A 20,265-nucleotide genomic window follows, 5' to 3' on the forward strand; every position below is an offset into this window, starting at 1 on the left:
ATCATGGCCTCGATCAGCATCAGGAACATCGCCAAGAAATTCGGCGAATTCACCATCATCCCCGGCCTCGACCTAGAGATTGCCGACGAGGAATTCGTCGTCTTCGTCGGCCCGTCCGGTTGCGGCAAGTCAACGTTGCTGCGCATCATCGCCGGCCTTGAACCGTCCACGTCGGGTGAGCTCTTCATCGGGGACACAAAGGTCAACGACGTCCCGCCGGCAAAGCGCGATATCGCCATGGTCTTCCAGGACTACGCGCTCTATCCGCACATGACCGTCTACGACAACATGGCCTTTGCGCTCGAACTGCGCGGCATGACCAAGGCGGAGATCGACCAGCGCGTGCGCCGGGCCGCCGGTCTCCTGCATATCGAGCCGTTCCTGGAGCGTAAGCCCAAGGCCCTTTCCGGCGGGCAGCGCCAGCGCGTCGCCATGGGCCGCGCGATCGTCCGCGACCCGAAGGTCTTCCTGTTCGACGAACCGCTCTCCAACCTCGACGCCAAGCTGCGCGGCCAGGTCCGTACCGAGATCAAGGCGCTGTCGCAGGAGCTGAAGACCACCATGATTTTCGTCACCCACGACCAGGTGGAGGCGATGACCATGGCAGACCGCATCGTCGTTCTGAAAGGCGGCGAGATCCAGCAGTTCGGCCGGCCGGAAGAGGTCTACGAGACGCCTGCGAACCAGTTCGTCGCCGGGTTCATCGGTTCGCCCGCGATGAATTTCTTCAACATCCGTCGTTCGGGTGATGGCTTTGTCTTCGACGGCGCGCCGCATCTGTCCGCACCCGTGCCGGAGGCGCTGAAATTCGCGCTCGGTGCGAGGACTGGGGCGGTGCTCGGCATCCGGCCGGAGCATTTCATTCCCGTCGATGGTGAAGCTGGTGGGCTGCCTGTCACGATCGACCTTGTCGAGCCGCTTGGCTCCGACACGCTTGCACATTTCGATCTTGCGGGCGTGCGAACCGTTGCCCGCGTCAATCCCGAACTGCGGCCTAAGGTCGGCGACAGACTGGCTCTTGCTGCACAAGCCGGCAAGGCGCATCTCTTCGACAGCGCGGATGGAAAGGCCATCCGATGATCTGCCGATGGAACATACCAGAGGGTGCTGCACCGTCGGTCATCTGCCTTGGGCTTTCCGCGCTCGATCGCATCTGGCGTGTCGAAACACCGTTTTCCGGCGGTAGCGAGAAAATCCGCGCTGGCGAGCACCTGACTGAACCGGGCGGCATGGCGGCAAACGCTGCGGTAGCGATTGCGCGGCTTGGCGGGAGGGTTTCTTTCTGGGGCAGGGCAGGTGAGGACGAGGCAGGCCGCCTCATGGCCGCGGATTTTCGCGCAGAAGGCATCGATATCAGCCAGTTCCGCCTCTTCGAGGACGGGGCGTCCTCCGTCTCGGGCATCATCGTTGATGCGTGCGGCGAGCGGCAGATTGTCAATTTCCGCGGCCACTATCCGGATGATCCCGCCTGGTTGCCCCTTGGTGACCTGTCTGCCGACTGCGTGCTGGCGGATCCGCGCTGGCCGGAAGGTGCGGCTGCGCTTTTCACCGAAGCGCGCCGCCGCGGCATTCCTACGATTCTCGATGGTGACGTCGCCGATAGCGATGTCTTCGAGCGCCTGCTTCCGTTGACCGATCACGCCATCTTCTCCGAACCCGGCCTGCGAGGCTTTGCCGGGGAGAGTATTGACACCGCGCTTGCCCGGGCGGCCCGCTTCGGTTGCCGGATGGTTGCCGTCACCCGCGGCAGCAACGGTCTTGTCTGGCAGGACGGCTCGGGCCGGCACGACATGCCGGCGCCCGCTGTCCGTGCCGTCGATACCACGGCTGCCGGCGACGTCTTCCACGGCGCTTATGCTTTCGCGCTCGGCACAAAGCTCGAGATTGCCGATGCGCTCGGCTTCGCCAGTTCCGTCGCCGCCCTGAAATGCACCCGACCCGGCGGCCGCTCCGCTATCCCCTCCCTCGACGATTTGAAGTCATCCTGAAAGGAAACGTCATGCTTACACTTGGTAAAACCCGTGGTCTCGCCCGCCTGGCCAACAAGAACGGTCATTTCTGCATGGTGGCGCTCGACCAGCGCCCGCCGCTTTTCGAGGCGCTTGCTGCTGCGCGCGGGATCGACAAGTCGCAAGTCTCCTTCTCCGACATGGTCACGGCAAAGCGGCTTCTCGTCGAAAATCTTGCCCCCCATTGCAGTTCGATGCTGTTCGATCCGAACTACGCTATTCCCGCCGCCATCGACGTGTTGCCGCCGGAATGCGGGCTGATCGTCACGCTGGAAGATCACCGCACGGAGGAAACCGAGGGCGGTCGCATGTCCAAGGTGATCGCCGACTGGAGCGTCGAGAAGATCCGTCGCCTCGGCGGGGATGCGGTCAAGGTGCTTGCCTGGTACCGGCCGGACGCATCTGCTGACGTTCTCGAGCACCAGAAGGAGTTCGTGCGCAAGATCGGCGAGGACTGCCGCCGCCACGACATCGCCTATGTGCTTGAACTGCTCGTGTTCCCCTTCCTCGGGACGGCTGGACACACGGCTGATTATGTCGAGTCGCCGACCAAGCTGCCGGAACTCGTCATTGAAAGCGTGCGCGAATTCGCAAAACCTGAATATGGTGTCGATCTGTTGAAGCTCGAGAGCCCGCTTGCTGCCAACAGCCTGCCGGCGCGCGATGGCAGTGAGGCTGCGCTTGCCGCTCAGCGGGAGTTCGATGCGATCGGCAAGATCTGCGCCGATGCGGGCATTCCGTGGGTGCTGCTTTCGGGCGGTGCGGCAACGGAGAAATTTGAGCGCGTGCTTGATTACGCCTATGCGGCCGGTGCGGGTGGCTTCCTGGCAGGCCGCACCATCTGGCTCAGCGCGATCCGCTCGCATTTCCCCGATACGGCGGCCGTCGCCAAGGCACTGGCGGAAGAAGGCGTGGCCGTGGTGGATGCCCTGAGTGCGCTCACTGCAGCCAAGGCGCCGCGCTGGACGGCGCCCGCGCCGGCCTTCCAGGAGATCCAGAACGAAGGCGACTTCGCCAGCAGCTATGCCGCTGCCTGACGCGAACCATTGACGGAAGGAACGACCATGGACGATCGATCGATGCGGCCGGTTGCCGCCCTGAAGGACCGCTCTCTGCTGACTGACAAGGCCTATGTGGGCGGACGCTGGCGGGGCGCCGAGGGGGGCAAGACTATTGCGGTCACGGACCCGTTCGACGGATCGGTCATCGTCCATGTGCCGGATTTCGGTGTGGAGGTGGTTCGCGAAGCAATCGACGCGGCGGCCGTCGCACAGGTCGAATGGGCGCGGCGGTCGGCCAAGGAGCGGGCCGCTGTACTCAGGCGCTGGTATGACCTTATCGTCGAGAACGCCGACGATCTCGCCCAGATCCTGACCGCCGAGCAGGGCAAGCCCCTCGGTGAGGCCAAGGGCGAGATTCTCTCCAATGCGGCATATCTTGAATGGTTCGGGGAGGAAGCAAAGCGCATCGACGGCGACATCATTCCCGGCCCCAACCGGAGCCAGCGCGTCATGGTGCTGAAGCAGCCTGTCGGCGTTTGCGCGGCTATCACGCCGTGGAATTTCCCGAACGGGATGATCACCCGGAAGGCGGGGCCGGCCCTTGCTGCCGGCTGCTCGATGATCCTGAAGCCTGCGGCCCAGACGCCGCTTTCGGCTTTTGCGCTCGCCGTTCTGGCGGAGCGTGCGGGCGTGCCGCCAGGCGTGTTCTCGGTCGTCACCGGCGAGGCGCGGCCGATCGGCATGGAATTCTGCCACAACCCGAAGGTCGCGAAAATCACCTTCACAGGTTCGACCAATGTCGGGCGCTGGCTGATGAAGGAGGCAGCGGATGGCATCAAGCGCCTCTCGCTCGAACTCGGCGGCAATGCGCCCTTCATCGTCTTCGATGATGCGGACATCGATGCGGCGGTCGAAGGTGCGATGATCTCCAAGTTCCGCAATGCCGGCCAGACCTGCGTGTGTGCCAACCGCATCTATGTCCAGGAAGCCGTCGCGGAGGCGTTCACGGTGAAGCTCCTGGAAAAGGTCTCGGGCATCACCCTCGGCCGGGGCACGGAGGCGGGTGTAAGTCAGGGTCCGCTGATCGACGAAAAGGCCGTCGCCAAGATGGAGGAGCATGTCGGCGACGCACTCGCAAAGGGCGGCAGGGTTCTGGCCGGCGGCAAGCGCAGCGCGCTCGGCGGCACCTTCTTCGAGCCGACGGTCATGAGCGGCATAACGCAGGATATGAAAGTGGCGAAGGAGGAGACCTTCGCGCCGCTTGCACCCATTATTACCTTCCGCGACGAGGACGAGGTCATCGCCATGGCGAACGACAGCGAATTCGGCCTCGCATCCTACTTTTACGCGCGTGATCTCGGCCGTGTCTGGCGGGTCGCCGAGGCGCTGGAGGCGGGCATGGTCGGCGTCAATACCGGCATGCTGGCCAACGAAATGGCGCCTTTCGGCGGTGTCAAGCAGTCGGGCATGGGGCGCGAAGGCTCGTCCTACGGCATAGAGGGCTTTCTCGAACTGAAATACGTCGCCGTGGCGGGTATCTGATGACCGAGATGAAGGATCCCTTTTCCTTTCCGCCTGACTTCCATGCCGTCATTGTCGGCGGTGCAGGCGGTATCGGCTCGGCGATTGCCGATCTGTTCCACGCCCGGGGTGTGAAGGTCACGGCAACCGGTCACGATCGCGCCGCGCTCGACCGGTCGCACCTGACGACCCTGCCAGCCATAGACCTCGATGTGCTGGACGTCACCTCCGACGAGGCGGTGGAAGCATTCGCCGCCCGCTTCAACCGGGTCGATGCGCTTGTCAATTGCGCGGGCATCCTCGCCCGCGACGAAGAGTTCCGGATAGAGACCTTCCAGCGCGTGCTCGACGTCAACCTCACCGGCACCTTTCGCACCTCCATGGCCTTTCGTGCGCATCTTGCCGCAAGCCGTGGTTCGATCGTCAATATCGCCTCCATGAACGCCTTTGCCGCACTGCCCCGCCTTCCGGCCTATTGCGCCAGCAAGGGCGGGGTCGTGATGCTGACCAAGGCGCTCGCGCTCGCCTGGGCCGAGGAAGGGATCCGCGTCAACGCGGTCGCGCCCGGTTATATCGAGACGGCGATCAACAGCGAGGGGCGCAAGGACATCGCGCATCGCGACCGGATTGCCGCGCGCACGGCATTGAAGCGCTGGGGTCAGCCGGAAGAGGTTGCGGGAGCCGTGGTCTTTCTCACCATGCCGGCCGCGCGCTATGCCACCGGCACGGTCTATGCCGTCGATGGCGGCTTCCTTGCGGGGTGAGGGCGCAATGAGCAAGGCAAGCTCCGCTGGCTCCTGTGTAATCAGATCTGTCCAGGCGCATGTATTTCGCGTGCCGCTCGAAAAGCCTGTTTCGACATCCTTCGGTACGATGAGAGATCGGCCTGCGGTGTTGGTGCGGCTGGAAGACGATGCCGGCCTCGTCGGCTGGGGCGAGATCTGGTGCAACTGGCCGGCTTGTGGAGCGGAGCATCGCGCCCGGCTGCTTATCTCGGACATCGCACCACGTGTTCTCGGCAGGCCGCTTCCGGAGCCGGCGGACCTCTGGAAGGAACTGACGGCGGCAACCCACATACTCGTTCTGCAAACCGGGGAGGCAGGCCCCTATGCACAAGTGATCGCCGGCTTCGACATGGCCTATTGGGATCTCGTTGCCCGCCGCCGCGGCGTGCCGCTTTCCGCCCCACTTTCGCCTGATGCTGCGGGAGCGGTGCGTGCCTATGCCAGTGGCATTCATATCCGCGATGCCGAAGCGGTCGTGGCGCAGTCGCGCGCGGCAGGCTATCGCGATTTTAAGGTGAAGGTCGGCTTCGATTTCGATCACGATCTGGCAATGATCCGCGCGCTTGCCGGAAGCCTGCAACCGGGTGAAACGCTGCATGCCGACGCCAATCAGGCATTCACGCCAGATGCGGCGCGCGCCTTCCTGCTGGCGACCGCCGATCTCGGGCTTGGCTGGTTGGAGGAACCGGTTCGCGTCGATACCGGTCCCGCCATATGGGGTGAACTTGCACGGCTGACCGCAACGCCGCTGGCTGGCGGGGAAAACATGGCGGGCCTGCGGGCCTTCCGGTCCGTGATCGGCGCCGGTCACCTTTCCGTCATCCAGCCGGATGCGGCAAAATGGGGTGGGCCGACGGGATGTCGTGCGGTCGCGCGGGCGGCAATCGCCGCCGGTCGGCGCTACTGCCCGCATTTTCTCGGCGCCGGTATCGGTCTTGCGGCCTCGGCCCATATCCTTGCGGCTGTCGGCGGGGATGGTCTGCTGGAAATCGACGTTAATCCGAACCCGCTACGCGACGCAGTCGTGCCGGCATGGCCGGTGGTGGACAAGGGCGTCGTCGGGTTGCCGGACGGAACAGGCATCGGTATCGTGCCGGACATGGACCGGCTCGAACCCTTCCGAACTCTCCGCCTGGCTTCTGGCCCCTCGATATGATCGGTGCATCTGACGTCGCCGTCTTTGTCGCGCTCGCCTTCGTCGCTGCCTATGTGCAGACCTTGACAGGCTTTGCTTTCGGTCTGTTGCTGATGGGGGGGCTGGCGCTCACGGGCCTTGTACCGTTGCCCGAGGCGGCCATCGTCGTCAGCCTGCTCACGCTTGCCAACGCCGTGGTGGTGCTGGCGAGGGGCTGGCGGGATATCGCCGCACGACCGTTTCTCCTGTCGCTTGCCGGCGGCCTGCCTATGGTCGTCGCCGGCTATGCCTTGCTGACGCTGCTGGCGTCATCGTCGCTGTCGATGCTGCGTCTCATTCTGGGGCTTGCCATCATCGTGTCGAGCCTCCAACTGATCCGGCGACCGTCGCCGCTGGCACAGCCGTCCGGAGGGCCGGCATTTGTGTTCTTCGGCGGGCTCGGCGGCGTGATGGGCGGACTCTTTTCCACGGCGGGGCCGCCGCTGGTCTTCCAGTTCTACCGCCAGCCCCTGCCGCACCGGGTGATCCGCGAGACGCTCGTGGCGATTTTCTCGCTCAACTCCCTGTTCCGGCTCGGCCTCGTGGCGGTGCACGGTGACTGGCACAATCACGCGCTTCTGTGGGCCGCCGCCGGGTTGCCGGCCGTCCTGGTCTCGACCTATCTGGCCCGTCGCTGGCCCCCGGCATTGTCTGCGCGTACCCTGCGCTTTGCAGCGTTCGGGCTGCTGCTGTTGTCCGGTGTCTCATTGATTGCTCCGGCGCTCTGATTTTCAGCGACCCGAACCCAATTTTCGATGGTGGACCGCCTCCAGGTGGAGTGACTGGTTGATCCTGACCGGTTTCGAGCTAAATAGCCGTTCTGTCAGTACTGCCATGCCGAAAATACCCGTCGAGTGTTCAATTCCTTGATTTGGAGCTCTATCTTGCCACTTCCACGAAGGGGGCGTGTTGGCTGGAGGTTGGATTGATCGCTCCTGATTTGGCCGCGTCGTGGTCCAGCGTATTGCGCATCCGCATCAGGCTGCCCATGAATTCCACGCCGTTGGCCATGGAATCCATGATGACGCGTGCGGTTCTATTCGCGTCGATGCGGTTCCCGTCTAGCGGAACGGTGGAGGGAAGCTCGATCAGGCCGAGGGTGGTCATGGTCTTGTAGGTGTTGCTGAGGTGAAGGCAGGACCACTTCATCGACATGGTCAGCGGGCACTGCATGTAGAGGGTCGGCTGGGTGTGCCAGAGGGAGAGGCCCTGCTCGTCGCGTAGGGAGAAGGACATCTCCACCGCGTTGTTCAGCCGGAACTCGGCGTGGAAGATGCGGTCGGCGGCGGCTTCGCAAGCCTTCATCAGGTCGGGAATATCGACCCCGTCAAGGGACTGGCTGATCGTCGCCGGACCGTGCTGGCCCTCGTAATGCACATTAAGTTGTGCCGGGATGCGCGACGTATCGACGGTGACATCATCGATGGTCAGCTTGTAGGGCGCGCTGAGGGTTTGCATGGGAGTGACTCGCTTTCCGCATCATTTCCAGATCTGTCGAGTTTAGCCCATTCCGCCGCGCGGATACAGCATAGACCGCCGCGCGTCGAAAAAGCCGCGGTGGCGGTCCTGCCGAGACCGCCACTGGGGAGGTTTGGAGGCTTACTCGAATAGGGCGTCGACGTCGAAAGTCGTCAGCTTTTTTTCCAGTGCCCGCATTTCCTCGTAGTCCATCACCTTCATGATGTCCTCGATGCCGACCAAAAGGTCTTCACGGTTTACCGGTACGCCCGTTTCCATGACGTCGCGCATGGCGCGGAGCGCAGCCTGGACGGCGTGGATGGCGGCAGCGGGCAGCATGCGCGGAAGGCTGATGCGCCGCACGCCGATTTCCTTGAGCCGCGGCAGCGGAATGAGCGGGGTCGTAGGGCGATGGCGGATGCCGAAGCCCATGTTGATCGTCACGGGGATGCCGGCGGCATCGACGATGCGCTTGATGTCGTCCTCATTGCGCACCGCATCGGGAAAGATCATGTCGGCGCCGGCCTTGGCATAGGCGCGCACGCGCTTCACGGCGCCCTCGATCCCCTCCATGGCCAGCGAATCGGTACGCGCGATGATGGCAAAGTCGTCGTCGCGGCGGGCCATGCAGGCGGCCTCGATCTTCTTGACCATCTCGGCTGGCGTCACTACGGCCTTGCCGGGCATATGGCCGCAGCGCTTGGGGCTGACCTGGTCCTCGATGTTGATGCCGGCAACGCCGGCCTCCTCGAACATCCTGACAGTGTGATAGACGTTGACGGGATTGCCATAGCCATTGTCGGCATCGGCCGTCAGCGGAATGGAGACGGAGCGGGCGAGGTTGCGGCAATGGTTGACGTTTTCCGTCAGCCCCATCACGCCGATATCGGCAATGCCGAGCAGCGCGTTGGAGATCGCCGCGCCGCTGGTGCAGGCGGTCTTGAAACCGGCGTCCTCGACGAGGCGGATAGTGTAGCCGTCATAAACACCGGGCGAGACGATGAACTCGCCCGACCTCAGGATCTCACGGAATTTCTTGGCACCGGTGGTCATGAAGGCTGCACTCCAGGTCTGGCTATGGGTCAAATGTCGGGTAGGTTTTCGCCGTCGAGATGATCGAACAGATTGCGGGCGGCGCGGCGTACATGCGAGCGCATCAGCGATTCCGCCAGTTGCGGATCGCGCGCCTTGATGGCGCGCAGGATCTGCCAATGTTCATCATAGGCCTCTTCCTTGCGCTCTACGATGGCGCCGGAATGACGGCGGTAAATGCGCAGCAGGTGATAGAGGTCGCCGCACAGAAGGCTTATGATGCGGGCATTGCCGCAGGCGCGCACGATGCGCTCGTGAAAATCGAAGACGGCGCCATCGCCCGGTGCATCCGACACATAGCTGTGGCGGCTGCGCTCCAGCTCGGAAATCAGCGTGTCGATCTCCGTTTCGCTCATGCGCCGCGCATCGATGTGGCACGCCATGCCCTCCAGCGCCATGCGCAATTCGAAAAGCTCGCGGGCGGTTGTCGCGTCGAGCGTGACGACGCGGGACTTGATATAGGGCTCGCGTGTAATGAGCTGGATGCCCTGCAGGCGGCGGATCGCCTCGCGGACGGGGCCGCGGCTTACGCCGAATTCCTGCGCAAGCGCCGCCTCGTTGATGACGCTGCCGGGCGGCATGCGGCCCTGGTAGATCGCATCGAGGATCGCCCGATAGACCACGTCGGAACGTGGCGTTCCGGTCTCGCTTGTTGCCTCGATCGTTTCGAACTGCGCGTCCAACGTCATGTCCTCAGCCTCCCGTCTGACTTTATCCACCATGGGTAGAGGCCGGGAAAGTGTCAACTTTTTAGGCTGTGCCGCGTTTAATGTCAACAGTTTTTGGGATAAATAGGGGTATTCCAAATTTTGCGCCATTAAGTGTTGACATTTTGAGGTGGTGATTGCTTTAGTTGCGCCAACGACGGACAAGAGCCGCAGGGAACGAAGGGCAATGCAGCAGGAACTTCATTGGATGGGTCGCACGATCCGCTACGCAGACGTGGCTGAAGCCGCGCTGGCGGGCGGCCGGTCCATTGATAGCCTGCCCTATGTGCACCGGATTCTTCTCGAAAATCTTTGCCGCAGTCGCCTTGTTGGTCGTCCTGTCGATGAAGGCGATATTGCCGCCCTTCTCCGAAAGGTCGATACTGCCGAGCTTCCGCTCTATGTCAGTCGCGTCATCCTGCCGGACTCCTCCGGTCTGCCGGCGCTCCAGGACCTGGCGGCGCTGCGCAGCGCGGTTGATCGCGTCGGCGGCGATGTGGCTGCCGTCGATGCCCTTGTTCCGGTCGATCTCGTCGTCGACCATTCGCTGCAGGTTGATTTCTGGGGCGATGCAAAGGCCGAGCAGCGCAATCTGGTGCGTGAGCTGGAGCGCAATGCCGAGCGTTACCGCTTCCTGAAGTGGGCCCAGCAGGCGTTCCGCCGGCTGCGCATCCATCCACCGGGCACCGGCATCATCCATCAGGTCAATATAGAGAGCATCGCTCCCGTGGTTGTGCTGGAGACGCTGCAGGGCGAGGACTGGGCCTTTCCGGATTTCGTAATCGGCGGCGATTCCCATACGCCCATGGTCGGTGGCCTCGGCGTTCTCGGCTGGGGCGTCGGCGGCATCGATGCTGAAGCGGCTTTGCTGGGCCAGGCCTATATCTTTCCGCGCCCTCAGGTCGTCGGCGTTCGCCTTTCAGGGCGCATCCGCCCGCCGGCCATGACAACGGACGCCGCACTTCTCGTCACGCAGAAGCTGCGCGACGCGGGCGTCACCGGCTGCATGGTGGAGTATTTTGGCCCGGCCATCCCGCATCTGACGGTGGCCGAGCGCGCGACCATCGCAAACATGGCGCCCGAATACGGCGCGACCTGCGGTTTCTTCCCGGTCGACGACCAGAGCCTTGCCTATCTGCGGCAGACCGGCCGCGACGAAGCGCGGATCGGCTTGGTGGAGGCCTATTGCAAGGCCAACCACCTCTGGCGCGCCGATGCCGGCGAATGCCCGGATTACGACCGCATCGTCGATATCGACCTTGCCGAGGCCGAGCCGAGCCTTGCCGGCCCCCGCCGCCCGCAGGATCGAATGCCGCTCGCCCGCGTGGCCGAGGATTTCCGCGATAAACTCGCCCTGCCGATGTCGGATGGCGGTTTCGGGGTCGAGGCTGCCGAGCCCGATCCGGCGGATGCGCTGCCCGGTCACGGCTTCGTCGCGCTCGCTGCGATCACCTCCTGCACGAACACCTCCAATCCCGCGGTCATGATGGCTGCCGGCCTCGTCGCGCGCCGCGCGGTGGAGCGGGGCCTCACGGTTCCCGCCTGGGTCAAGACCTCGATGGCACCGGGCTCGCGCGTCGTCACGCGCTATCTGGAAAAGGCGGGGCTGCTACCCTTCCTTGAAACGCTCGGCTTCGACATCATCGGCTATGGCTGCACAACGTGCGGCGGCAAGTCCGGTCCGCTCCCCGAAAATGTGGCGCATGCCATCGAGCAGCGCGGGCTGGTGGCGGCGGCGGTGCTGTCGGGCAACCGCAATTTCGAAGGGCGCATCCACAAGCTCATCCGCGCCAACTATATCGGCGCCCCGCCGCTCGTCGTGCTCTATGCGCTTGCCGGACGCATCGACATCGATTTCGATCGCGAGCCGGTCGGTTACGGCACGGCCGGCGCGCCCGTTCATGCGCGCGACCTCTGGCCCACGCAGGAGGAGATCGAGGCACTTCTGCCGCAGGCCCGCGATCCGGACCTGTTCTCGGCGGTCTACGGCCGCGAGGCCGCGGGTGCGGCGGCCTGGGAGGCGCTCGATGCGCCGGACGGGCAGCTTTTCCCGTGGGATCGCCAGTCGCATTATCTCGTGGAGCCGCCCTTCTTCTCTGACGCCGCCGGGCGCGAACCCGTTGCGGACCTCGCGCGCGGGCTGGCCCAGGCGCGGGTGCTTGCCGCCTTTGGGGATTCGCTGACGACCGACCATATTTCGCCGAGTGGCGAGATTCCGATCGATACGCCGGCGGGCCGCTATCTTGCCGATGCCGGGATCGCTCAGAAGGATTTCAACACCTATGTCGGGCGGCGTGGCAATTTCGAGGTGATGACGCGGGCCACCTTCGCCAATATCCGCATCAAGAACGCCCTGCTGCCGGATGTGGAAGGCGGCTTCACCCGCCATTTCCCCGACGGCGGAACCATGACGATCTTCGACGCGGCGCGCCGCTACCGGCAGGAGGGCGTCGCCGCCATCGTTCTCGGCGGCAAGGATTATGGCACAGGCTCCAGCCGCGACTGGGCGGCGAAGGGCACCGCGCTTCTCGGTATCCGCGCCGTGTTGGCCGAAAGCTTCGAGCGCATCCACCGCGCCAATCTCGTCGGCATGGGCGTGTTGCCGCTGGCCTTCCGGCCGGGGGAGGGGTGGCGTCAGCTCGGTTTGACCGGCAGCGAACTGTTCTCCTTTTCCGGCATCGAACAGGCCGTGCGCGACGGTACGCCGGTGCGGGTGGTGGCGGAGCGGGATGGGGAGGTCATCACCTTCGAGGCCATGCCCCAACTGTTGACCGAGGCCGAGCGGGTGCTGATCGCCTCCGGTGGCATCCTGATGCACGTCCTCGACGAATTCGCGCCGGCCGCCGGCGATAGCAATGGGATTGGAAAATGACACTCGATCTGGTTCTCAAGAATGCGCGGATCGCCCTGCCGGGCGGCGGCCTGACGCCGGGCGCGGTCGGCGTGAAGGACGGTCGCATCGCCGTCGTCGCTGAAGCCGCCGCCGATCTCGCCGCGCGCGAGACCGTGGATTGCGGTGGCCTGTGGCTGCTTCCCGGCGTGATTGATCCGCATGTACATTTCGATTTCGGCAATCCGGAAACCGATTTCCAGACGGAATCGCGCGCCGCCGCGCTCGGCGGCACAACCTCCATCCTGTCCTTCCACCGCTCGAAGGATATCCGCGAGTCCTTCCCGGTTGTGAAGGAGCGGGCGGAGATGCAGAGCTGCATAGATTTCGGCCTGCATTTCGGCCTGACGAGCCAGTTGCATGTCGAGACGCTCGAGGAAGTCGCACGCCGCTTCGGCGTCTCCTCCTTCAAGCTCTACATGATGTACAAGGGCGCGGCCGGCGCGGCCAAGGGTTTTACGGAAATCGACGACGCGCTGCTTTTCACCGCGCTGCGCGCAACGGCCGCCATTCCCGGCGCGGTCATGGGCGTCCACTGCGAGAATGTCGAGGTGATCCCGGTCCTGCGCCAGCCGCTGAAGGCAGCGGGGCGCAACGACCTTGCGGCCTGGAACGAGCAGAGCCCCGGTTTTCTCGAAGCCGAGAACGTTTTCCGCGTCTGCTATTTCGCGGCCCAGACCGGCACGCCCGTCAATATCGTGCATATGAGCAGCGGCGATTCGCTGGAGATCGTGCGCTTGCAGCGCAAGATGCGCGGCCGAGGCGGCCCGCCGATCCATGTCGAAACCTGCTCGCATTATCTTTGCATCGACGACGCGTGGCCGGCTGGCGTGCTGGCCAAGGTCAACCCGCCCGTTCGCGGCCGCGCCGATATCGAGGCCCTGTGGGAAGGCGTCTTCGACGGCTCCGTCACGACGATCGGTTCGGATCACGTCGCCCGCAAGCGCGAGACCAAGGACAAGGACATCTGGGGCGCAAGCGCCGGTTTTCCAGGGTCCGGCCTCGTTCTGCCGCTGCTGCTGCACGAGGGGTACCATCGCCGCGGCCTGTCGCTGGACAGGATCGTGGAACTGACCGCCTCGAACGCATCCAAGATCTACAATATGCCGTCGAAGGGGGCGATCGCGGTCGGCAAGGATGCGGACCTGCTCATCGTCGATCCCGATCTGGAGCGGACCGTCGATCACGCCGCGTCGGAGTCTTATTCCGACTATTCGCCCTATCAGGGCATGACGCTCAAGGGCTGGCCGGTGCGCACGCTGGTGCGCGGCCGCACCGTCATGCTCGACGGCCGCATCACCGACGCGGCGCGCGCCGTTCCCTGGGGGCGCTACCTCAACCGCCTTTCGCCAAATCCTGAACAGAAACGAGCTTGAAATGACCGAAAACACGAGAATCTGGGATCGTTTTCTGACTGAGCGTGATCAACAGGTGCTGAAGGCCGCCGGCTACGGCAAGCGTGGCGGATTCGGCACGCGCCCGGCGCTGTTCATCATCGACGTGCAATACAATTTCTGCGGCGACAAGCCCGAGGACATTCTGGAAGGCCTGAAGCAATATCGCACCCATTGCGGCCGTGAGGCCTGGGCGGCGGTCGAGCACATCGTGCCGCTCCTGGAACTGGCGCGTGAGAAGAACCTGCCGGTGTTCTACACCGAAAGCGGCCGCCGTCCCGATCTTCTGGATTCGGGCGTGCAGGTCGGCAAGAACCATCGCGGCGGCGAGAAGACCGTGGTGGCCGGCACACACGACACCCGCACGGTGGAGCCGATTGCGCCGCGCCCGCAGGACATGCTGATCTCCAAGCAGAAGCCGTCCTGCTTCTTCGGCACCACCTTCATGAGCCAACTGAACTTCCTCGACGTCGACACGCTGATCCTCGTCGGCTGCACTACCTCGGGCTGCCTGCGCGCCACCGCCGTCGACGCCTATTCCTTCAATTTCAAGGTGATCATACCGGAGGAAACCGCCTTCGACCGCTTCGAGGCGAGCCATGCGATCAACCTGTTCGACCTAAACTGCAAATATGCCGACGTCATTCCGCAGGCGGATGTCGCCGAATACCTGCAGGCCCAGCCCATCCGCGAGCCGCGCCGCTAAGCCGCGCCTTCAACCGTCCCCCGGCACTGGAAGATACGACCGATGAACACGATCCTCACCACGCCCAAGGCGCCCGAAACCACCCTGTCGCAGACCCCTGTCGACGCCGGGGGCGTGCGTCTCTACGGCATGTATATCGACGGCGAATTCACCGCGACGGACGGACGCGACCTGATCGATTCCGTCGATCCCGTCACGAACGAGGTCTGGGCGCGCATCACCCGCGGTTCGGTGGAAGACGTGGATCGCGCCGCCAACGCCGCCCACCGCGCCTTCACCGAGGGTGAATGGCCGAAGTTCAATCCCAGTCAGCGTGGCGCGCTCCTGCGCCGCATCGGCGATCTCGTTTCGGAGAATGCCGACTGGCTCGCCTATGTCGAGCAGCGTGACAACGGAAAGCTGATCGCCGAACTGTCGATGCAGATGCGCTACATGGCGAACTACTACTATTATTACGGCGGCCTCGCCGACAAGATCGAGGGCTCGGTCATCCCGACCGACAAGCCGGGCGTGCTGAACTATACCAAATACGAGCCGCTCGGCGTCGTCGCCTGCATCACGCCGTGGAATTCGCCGCTGCCGCTCGCCAGCATGAAGATCGCGCCTGCGCTCGCCGCCGGCAATACCGTGGTGCTGAAGCCGTCGGAGTTCACCTCCGCCTCGCTGATCGAGCTGATGAAGATCTTTGACCGCGCCGGGCTTCCCAAGGGCGTCGTCAACGTGATCACCGGCCTTGGCGGCGAGGTCGGCGATGCGTTGGTCAGCCATCGCCATGTCGAGCGCATCGCCTTCACCGGCGGCCCGATCGCCGGCCGGATCATCAACGAGACGGCGGCCAAGCACATGAAGCGGGTGACGCTGGAGCTTGGCGGCAAGTCGCCCAACATCGTCTTCGAAGACGCTGACATGGACAATGCGCTGAAGGGCGCCATCGCGGGCATCTTCGCCGCCTCGGGCCAGACCTGCGTCGCCGGTTCGCGCCTGCTGGTGCAGGAGAGCATCCACGACGTCTTCGTCGAGCGCCTTCTGGAGATGGTGAAACAGGCGAAGTTCGGCCACCCCGCCGATCCCGATTCGCAGATTGCGCCGATCTCCACCCGTCCGCAGTTTGAGAAGGTGAAGTCCTATGTGGACGTCGCCCTTGCCGATGGTGCGAAGCTGGCACTGGGCGGCAAGCCCGCCGAGGTTCCCGGCTGCCCGAACGGCCTGTTCTTCGAGCCGACCGTCTTCGTCGATGTCGACAACGGCATGCGCATCGCGCAGGAGGAGGTGTTCGGCCCGATCCTCTCGATCATCCGCTTCAAGGACGAGGACGATGCCGTGCGCATCGCCAACGATATCGAATTCGGCCTTGCCGCCGGCATCTGGACCCAGTCCATCGGCCGCGCCATCAACATGTCCAACCGCGTCCGCGCCGGTACGATCTGGATCAACAACTACCGCTCCACCAGCGTCACCTCGCCCTTTGGTGGCTTCAAGATGAGCGGCATCGGGCGCGAATGCGGCATCGCCGGCATGAAGGAATACATGGAAGTGAAGAGCGTGTGGATTTCCACCGAGACCAACATTCCCAATCCCTTCGTTCGCCGCTGAACCACTGGAACCCGTGAAGGATCAGATCATGTTGGATCGTGACGTCATCGTCGTAGGGGCCGGGCCGGTCGGTCTGGTGGCCGCGCTGGTTCTGGCCAAGGCCGGATTGAAGATCGCCGTCTTCGAAAAGCGCGACCAATTGAACCAGGTGTCGAAGGCCTCGACCTTCCATGCCCCGACGCTGGATATTCTCGACCGCGTCGGCGTCTACGACGACTTCAGCCGCCAGGCGCTGCATATCGACCGCCTGCAATACCGCACGGTGGAGGGCGGCGTTCTCGGCGAACTCACCTTCAACCTGCTCGAAGACGCAACGCCCTATCCATTCCGCAAGCATCTGGAACAGTCCCTGCTGACGCCGCTCCTCCTGGAACGGCTGAAGACCTATCCGAACGTCGATTTCAGCTTCGACGCCGAATATGTCGGCGTCGAGGACCACGGCGACGGCGTCACCGTGACGCTGGAGCAGGGCGGCCGGCGGCAGAGCCTCTCCGCCCGGCTGCTCTTGGGCGCCGACGGCGCGCACAGCGCGGTTCGCCAGTCGGTCGGCATTGCCTTCGACGGCGCGGCCTATCCTGGCTTCCAGCTGCGCATCCGCACCGACGACAGCATCCGCGATGTCGTGCCGGATCTCGGGCCTGTCACCTATCTGGTGGGAAAAACCCATTCCGTCAGCTTCCTGCACATGCCGGACAACTGGCGCGTCATCCTGCGCGTGCCCGAGGGCATTTCCGAGGAGACCGCACTGACCGACGAATGGGCGGTGGAGCGGCTCGACGCTCTCCTTCCCGGTTTCCGCATGCCGAACGTCGTCGACAAGGATTGCTATGCGGCCCGCAAGTGCCTCGCCTCCGCGCCGCGCAGCGGCAATGTCTACCTCGCCGGCGATGCGCTGCATCTGACCAATACGCGCGGCGGCATGAACATGAATTGCGGCATCCATGACGGTTTCGTCATCGCCAATGCCATGGTGGAGGCGCTGGTGAAGGGCGATGCGGGTGGGCTCGAAACGGCCGCCGCCGAGCGCCACCGGGTCGCCAGGGAAATGCTATTGCCGCGCACCGACACCATGGTTTCGCAGGAAAAAGCCTGGATCGAAAAGGTCAACGGCCTGCTCTGCGACAAGGAAAAGGCCGCCGCCTATCTCGCGCAGACCGCGATGCTGGACATGGTCGCCCTTCCGGCGCGCGCTTAGTTCAAGGGGAACGTATCTATGACTGCTCATCTTCCGCCCTTGCCGGCCCCGAAATTCCGCTTCGGCGCACTCGTGCCGCCGGCCAATCCGACCGTCGAGATCGAATATCCGGTGCTGCTGCCGGGGGATGTCGCGCTCCACACCATGCGCTTGCCGGTGCTGCCGGGCACGCTCGACGACCGCAACCGCGGCTATGTCGAAAGCTTTTCGCAGATGATCAAGGGTTTCGGCTCGCTGAAGCTCGATGCCATCGCCATCGCGCTCACCGGCTCGCAATACCGCCTCTCGCCGACGGGCGACCGCGAGCTTTGCGACCGGCTGTCCGACCAGGCCGGCATTCCGGTGGAAACCGGCACCATTGCCATCGACCGGATGCTGAAGGCGCTCGGCATCGATACTGTAAGCCTGATGTCGCCCTATCCGAACATCCAAACGCAGCTTGCCATCGGCTACTGGAAGGAGGCCGGCTACCGCGTCCACAGCGTCAGCCAGTTCGAGGACGACCTCGTGGCCTACCGCGTGACGCCGGAGGAGATCGGCAACGCCCTCAAGCGTATGGACGTGGCAAAGGACGGCGCGATCATCCTCAGCGGCACCGGCATGCGCACCATCGACATGCTGGCGACGACGGCGGCGAGAATCCCGGCCCCGGTGCTCGCCTCCAACATCTGCAGCGTCTGGAGTCTGACCCGCGATTGGGGACCGGCCTCCGCCTGGATGCGCGCGGTGACGCCAGCCGGCCTCCTGGCCTGACGTGAAAAAACAGGCCCCGCTCGATCGGAGCGGGGTTTGAACAGAAGGGTCTAAAGCCCCGGCCGCATGAGCGGCGAACCGAAACTGACGAAACCTGAAACCATAGGGGATACGAATGAAACGCAAATTTCTGAACGCTCTGGCGCTGTGCGTCGGCCTTGGCTTCGCCGCTTCCGCGCAGGCGGAGGACAACTTCACGCTGGCGCTCGCGCGCAACACGCTGACGGCCGCCGAAGAAACCTTCACCTATGCCATTCCGAAGCAGCTCGGCTACTTCACCGAAGAGGGCCTGAGCCCGGCGATCCTCCAGACCGACGGCTCCACCGCGGCGTTGCAGGCAGTTGCCTCCGGCTCCGCCGACATCGGCTATGCCTCTTCCGCCGCCATCGCCGCCGCCATCGACAAGGGCGTCGGTCTGAAGGCCTTTGCCGGCATCACCGTGAAGTGGCCCTATTTCATCGGCGTTCCCAAGGGCTCGGCCATCAAGACGATCGCCGATCTCAAGGGCAAGCGCATCGGCGTCATCAGCCTCGCTTCCGCCTCCTATGCGGACCTTCGCGCCAATCTTAAGATCGCCGGCCTCACCGAAGCCGACGTGACGATCGTTCCGGTCGGCGCCGGCGCCCGTGCCGCAGCTGCCCTCAGCGCGGACCAGGTGGATGCCGTCGACAGCTATTCGGACAGCTTCACTGTGATGCGCCAGAACGGCGTTGATCTCGATCTCCTGGAGCGTCCCGCGGAGATGGAAAAGCTGTTCAGCGTGACGATGGTTACCAGCCAGAAGACGCTCGAGACCCGCGGCAAGGAACTCGCCGGGTTCGCGCGCGCCGCCTACAAGGGCATCGTCTACACGCAGCTCTATCCCGACAGCGCCCTGAAGCTCGCCTTCGCCGAGTTCCCGCAGCTTGCCGGCGCCGCCGATCCCGCCAGCCAGGACGCGAAGAACACCGCCGAGGCCATGAAGATCGCGCTCGGCGACTCGATGCCCGACGAGCAGGACCCGGCCAAGTGGGGCGAATGGCTCAACCTGCCGGAAGAGCGCTGGGAAGCCCTGCTGACCTTCGCGAATGAAACCGGCCAGACGGAGAAGAAGCTCACCGTTTCCCAGGTTTGGGATGCATCCCTGATGCCTGAAATCTACAAGTTCGACGTGAAGGCGATCGTCGAGAAGAAATGAGCGGGCTGCCCCGACGGAAAGAGATGACGATGGATAGCATTTCCCAACCGCTGATCCGTATCAACGGCCTGTGCAAGACCTACCCCACGCGTAGCGGGGATACGGTGGCACTCGACCGGGTCAACCTGGATATTGCCGATGGCGAGTTCATCGCCCTGGTCGGTCCCTCCGGTTGCGGCAAGACCACCCTCCTGAAAATCCTCGCCGGACTTGAAGGCGGTTTTTCCGGGGAGGCTCGGCTCGGCAATGTCGCCATCACCAAGCCGTCTCTAGATGTCGGGGTCGTCTTTCAGGAACCGACGCTGCTGCCGTGGCGCACGATCCTCGAAAACATCATGCTGCCGGTCGAGCTGGTTCGCATGGACACCAAGGTCTACACCAAGCGGGCCCTGGAGCTGATGGAGATGATCGGCCTCAAGGGCTTCGAGAAAAAGTACCCCCGGGAGCTTTCCGGGGGTATGCGCCAGCGCGCCGGCATCTGCCGGGCGCTGGTGCGCGATCCGAAGGTGCTGCTGATGGACGAACCCTTCGGCGCGCTCGACGCCATGACGCGCGAATTTCTCAATGCGGAGCTGCAGCGGATCTGGCTGCGCTCCGGCAAGACGGTGGTCTTCGTCACCCATTCCATTCCCGAAGCCGTGTTCCTGGCCGACCGGGTGGTGGTGATGAGCCCGCGCCCCGGCCGCATCAGCGAGATCGTGCCGGTCGACCTGCCGCGTGAGCGCAAGCTCGGCGACCTCAGCGAAGCCGGCGACGTGCTCGCCCGCATCCGCGGTCACTTTGCCGACAGCTCGATGATCGACTGATGAC

The 20,265-nt window shown here is 64.1% G+C and carries 18 protein-coding genes; 15 read left to right on the plus strand and 3 right to left on the minus strand.

Annotated elements, in window-relative coordinates; all coding sequences use genetic code 11:
* Positions 1 to 3: 3 nt before the first annotated feature.
* Genes WA950_RS17900 through WA950_RS17930 form a run of 7 tightly spaced genes read left to right on the plus strand, consistent with a single transcriptional unit; the run spans position 4 to position 7,218 of the window.
* A complete protein-coding gene (locus WA950_RS17900; protein WP_424553075.1) occupies positions 4 to 1,080 on the plus strand; it encodes an ABC transporter ATP-binding protein in 1,077 nt (358 codons plus the stop codon).
* The gene (locus tag WA950_RS17905) at positions 1,077 to 1,988 is read left to right on the plus strand and encodes a sugar kinase (protein ID WP_424553076.1); all 912 of its coding nucleotides are present in this window, start codon (positions 1,077 to 1,079) and stop codon (positions 1,986 to 1,988) included. Before WA950_RS17900 ends, WA950_RS17905 begins: the two co-directional genes overlap by 4 nt.
* Positions 1,989 to 1,999: 11 nt before the next feature.
* Complete coding sequence (locus WA950_RS17910; RefSeq protein WP_424553077.1) at positions 2,000 to 3,046, plus strand: tagatose 1,6-diphosphate aldolase; 1,047 nt, start codon at positions 2,000 to 2,002, stop codon at positions 3,044 to 3,046.
* Between the two features lie 27 nt (positions 3,047 to 3,073).
* Positions 3,074 to 4,552 carry an NAD-dependent succinate-semialdehyde dehydrogenase gene (locus tag WA950_RS17915; protein WP_424553078.1) on the plus strand — a complete coding sequence of 493 codons (1,479 nt, stop codon included), beginning with the start codon at positions 3,074 to 3,076 and terminating at the stop codon, positions 4,550 to 4,552.
* A gap of 8 nt (positions 4,553 to 4,560) precedes the next feature.
* Positions 4,561 to 5,295, plus strand: coding sequence for an SDR family NAD(P)-dependent oxidoreductase (locus WA950_RS17920; protein WP_424553591.1), 735 nt, complete (start codon positions 4,561 to 4,563; stop codon positions 5,293 to 5,295).
* Positions 5,296 to 5,302: 7 nt separating this feature from the next.
* The gene (locus WA950_RS17925) at positions 5,303 to 6,472 is read left to right on the plus strand and encodes a mandelate racemase/muconate lactonizing enzyme family protein (protein WP_424553079.1); all 1,170 of its coding nucleotides are present in this window, start codon (positions 5,303 to 5,305) and stop codon (positions 6,470 to 6,472) included.
* Positions 6,469 to 7,218, plus strand: coding sequence for a TSUP family transporter (locus tag WA950_RS17930; protein WP_424553080.1), 750 nt, complete (start codon positions 6,469 to 6,471; stop codon positions 7,216 to 7,218). The genes WA950_RS17925 and WA950_RS17930 overlap by 4 nt, the downstream gene beginning before the upstream one ends.
* Positions 7,219 to 7,369: 151 nt before the next feature.
* Here the strand turns inward: WA950_RS17930 and WA950_RS17935 are convergent, their stop codons facing one another.
* The 3 genes from WA950_RS17935 to WA950_RS17945 form a co-directional block, all read right to left on the minus strand.
* Entirely contained in the window at positions 7,370 to 7,948 is a 579-nt protein-coding gene (locus WA950_RS17935) for a hypothetical protein (RefSeq protein WP_424553081.1), read from the minus strand.
* A gap of 141 nt (positions 7,949 to 8,089) precedes the next feature.
* The gene (locus WA950_RS17940) at positions 8,090 to 9,001 is read right to left on the minus strand and encodes an isocitrate lyase/PEP mutase family protein (protein ID WP_424553082.1); all 912 of its coding nucleotides are present in this window, start codon (positions 8,999 to 9,001) and stop codon (positions 8,090 to 8,092) included.
* Positions 9,002 to 9,030: 29 nt separating this feature from the next.
* Positions 9,031 to 9,729, minus strand: coding sequence for a GntR family transcriptional regulator (locus tag WA950_RS17945; RefSeq protein ID WP_424553083.1), 699 nt, complete (start codon positions 9,727 to 9,729; stop codon positions 9,031 to 9,033).
* A gap of 205 nt (positions 9,730 to 9,934) precedes the next feature.
* Between WA950_RS17945 and acnA the strand changes: the two genes are divergently transcribed.
* The 8 genes from acnA (at position 9,935) to WA950_RS17985 (ending at position 20,261) form a co-directional block, all read left to right on the plus strand.
* Complete coding sequence (acnA, locus tag WA950_RS17950) at positions 9,935 to 12,619, plus strand: aconitate hydratase AcnA (RefSeq protein WP_424553084.1); 2,685 nt, start codon at positions 9,935 to 9,937, stop codon at positions 12,617 to 12,619.
* Positions 12,616 to 14,013, plus strand: coding sequence for a dihydroorotase (locus WA950_RS17955; protein ID WP_424553085.1), 1,398 nt, complete (start codon positions 12,616 to 12,618; stop codon positions 14,011 to 14,013). The genes acnA and WA950_RS17955 overlap by 4 nt, the downstream gene beginning before the upstream one ends.
* A gap of 1 nt (position 14,014) precedes the next feature.
* A complete protein-coding gene (locus WA950_RS17960) occupies positions 14,015 to 14,737 on the plus strand; it encodes an isochorismatase family protein (RefSeq protein WP_424553086.1) in 723 nt (240 codons plus the stop codon).
* A 129-nt stretch (positions 14,738 to 14,866) separates the two neighbouring features.
* Positions 14,867 to 16,330, plus strand: coding sequence for an aldehyde dehydrogenase (locus tag WA950_RS17965; protein ID WP_424553592.1), 1,464 nt, complete (start codon positions 14,867 to 14,869; stop codon positions 16,328 to 16,330).
* 28 nt (positions 16,331 to 16,358) lie between these two features.
* Complete coding sequence (locus WA950_RS17970) at positions 16,359 to 17,525, plus strand: FAD-dependent oxidoreductase (RefSeq protein ID WP_424553087.1); 1,167 nt, start codon at positions 16,359 to 16,361, stop codon at positions 17,523 to 17,525.
* 18 nt (positions 17,526 to 17,543) lie between these two features.
* The gene (locus WA950_RS17975; protein ID WP_424553088.1) at positions 17,544 to 18,278 is read left to right on the plus strand and encodes a maleate cis-trans isomerase family protein; all 735 of its coding nucleotides are present in this window, start codon (positions 17,544 to 17,546) and stop codon (positions 18,276 to 18,278) included.
* Positions 18,279 to 18,393: 115 nt separating this feature from the next.
* Positions 18,394 to 19,455, plus strand: coding sequence for an ABC transporter substrate-binding protein (locus tag WA950_RS17980; protein ID WP_424553089.1), 1,062 nt, complete (start codon positions 18,394 to 18,396; stop codon positions 19,453 to 19,455).
* Positions 19,456 to 19,484: 29 nt separating this feature from the next.
* Positions 19,485 to 20,261, plus strand: coding sequence for an ABC transporter ATP-binding protein (locus tag WA950_RS17985; protein ID WP_424553090.1), 777 nt, complete (start codon positions 19,485 to 19,487; stop codon positions 20,259 to 20,261).
* Positions 20,262 to 20,265 lie beyond the last annotated feature (4 nt).

It is taken from the genome of Shinella sp. (genome assembly GCF_049651085.1).
Classification (GTDB): domain Bacteria; phylum Pseudomonadota; class Alphaproteobacteria; order Rhizobiales; family Rhizobiaceae; genus Shinella.

Coding starts and splice junctions, on each gene's coding strand:
- WA950_RS17930 (WP_424553080.1), top strand. CDS start 6,469: ATGATCGGTGCATCTGACGTCGCCGTCTTTGTCGCGCTCGCCTTCGTC.
- WA950_RS17915 (WP_424553078.1), top strand. CDS start 3,074: ATGGACGATCGATCGATGCGGCCGGTTGCCGCCCTGAAGGACCGCTCT.
- WA950_RS17905 (WP_424553076.1), top strand. CDS start 1,077: ATGATCTGCCGATGGAACATACCAGAGGGTGCTGCACCGTCGGTCATC.
- WA950_RS17955 (WP_424553085.1), top strand. CDS start 12,616: ATGACACTCGATCTGGTTCTCAAGAATGCGCGGATCGCCCTGCCGGGC.
- WA950_RS17935 (WP_424553081.1), bottom strand. CDS start 7,948: ATGCAAACCCTCAGCGCGCCCTACAAGCTGACCATCGATGATGTCACC.
- WA950_RS17960 (WP_424553086.1), top strand. CDS start 14,015: ATGACCGAAAACACGAGAATCTGGGATCGTTTTCTGACTGAGCGTGAT.
- WA950_RS17980 (WP_424553089.1), top strand. CDS start 18,394: ATGAAACGCAAATTTCTGAACGCTCTGGCGCTGTGCGTCGGCCTTGGC.
- WA950_RS17925 (WP_424553079.1), top strand. CDS start 5,303: ATGAGCAAGGCAAGCTCCGCTGGCTCCTGTGTAATCAGATCTGTCCAG.
- WA950_RS17900 (WP_424553075.1), top strand. CDS start 4: ATGGCCTCGATCAGCATCAGGAACATCGCCAAGAAATTCGGCGAATTC.
- WA950_RS17970 (WP_424553087.1), top strand. CDS start 16,359: ATGTTGGATCGTGACGTCATCGTCGTAGGGGCCGGGCCGGTCGGTCTG.
- WA950_RS17920 (WP_424553591.1), top strand. CDS start 4,561: ATGAAGGATCCCTTTTCCTTTCCGCCTGACTTCCATGCCGTCATTGTC.
- WA950_RS17975 (WP_424553088.1), top strand. CDS start 17,544: ATGACTGCTCATCTTCCGCCCTTGCCGGCCCCGAAATTCCGCTTCGGC.
- WA950_RS17965 (WP_424553592.1), top strand. CDS start 14,867: ATGTATATCGACGGCGAATTCACCGCGACGGACGGACGCGACCTGATC.
- WA950_RS17940 (WP_424553082.1), bottom strand. CDS start 9,001: ATGACCACCGGTGCCAAGAAATTCCGTGAGATCCTGAGGTCGGGCGAG.
- acnA (WP_424553084.1), top strand. CDS start 9,935: ATGCAGCAGGAACTTCATTGGATGGGTCGCACGATCCGCTACGCAGAC.
- WA950_RS17910 (WP_424553077.1), top strand. CDS start 2,000: ATGCTTACACTTGGTAAAACCCGTGGTCTCGCCCGCCTGGCCAACAAG.
- WA950_RS17945 (WP_424553083.1), bottom strand. CDS start 9,729: ATGACGTTGGACGCGCAGTTCGAAACGATCGAGGCAACAAGCGAGACC.
- WA950_RS17985 (WP_424553090.1), top strand. CDS start 19,485: ATGGATAGCATTTCCCAACCGCTGATCCGTATCAACGGCCTGTGCAAG.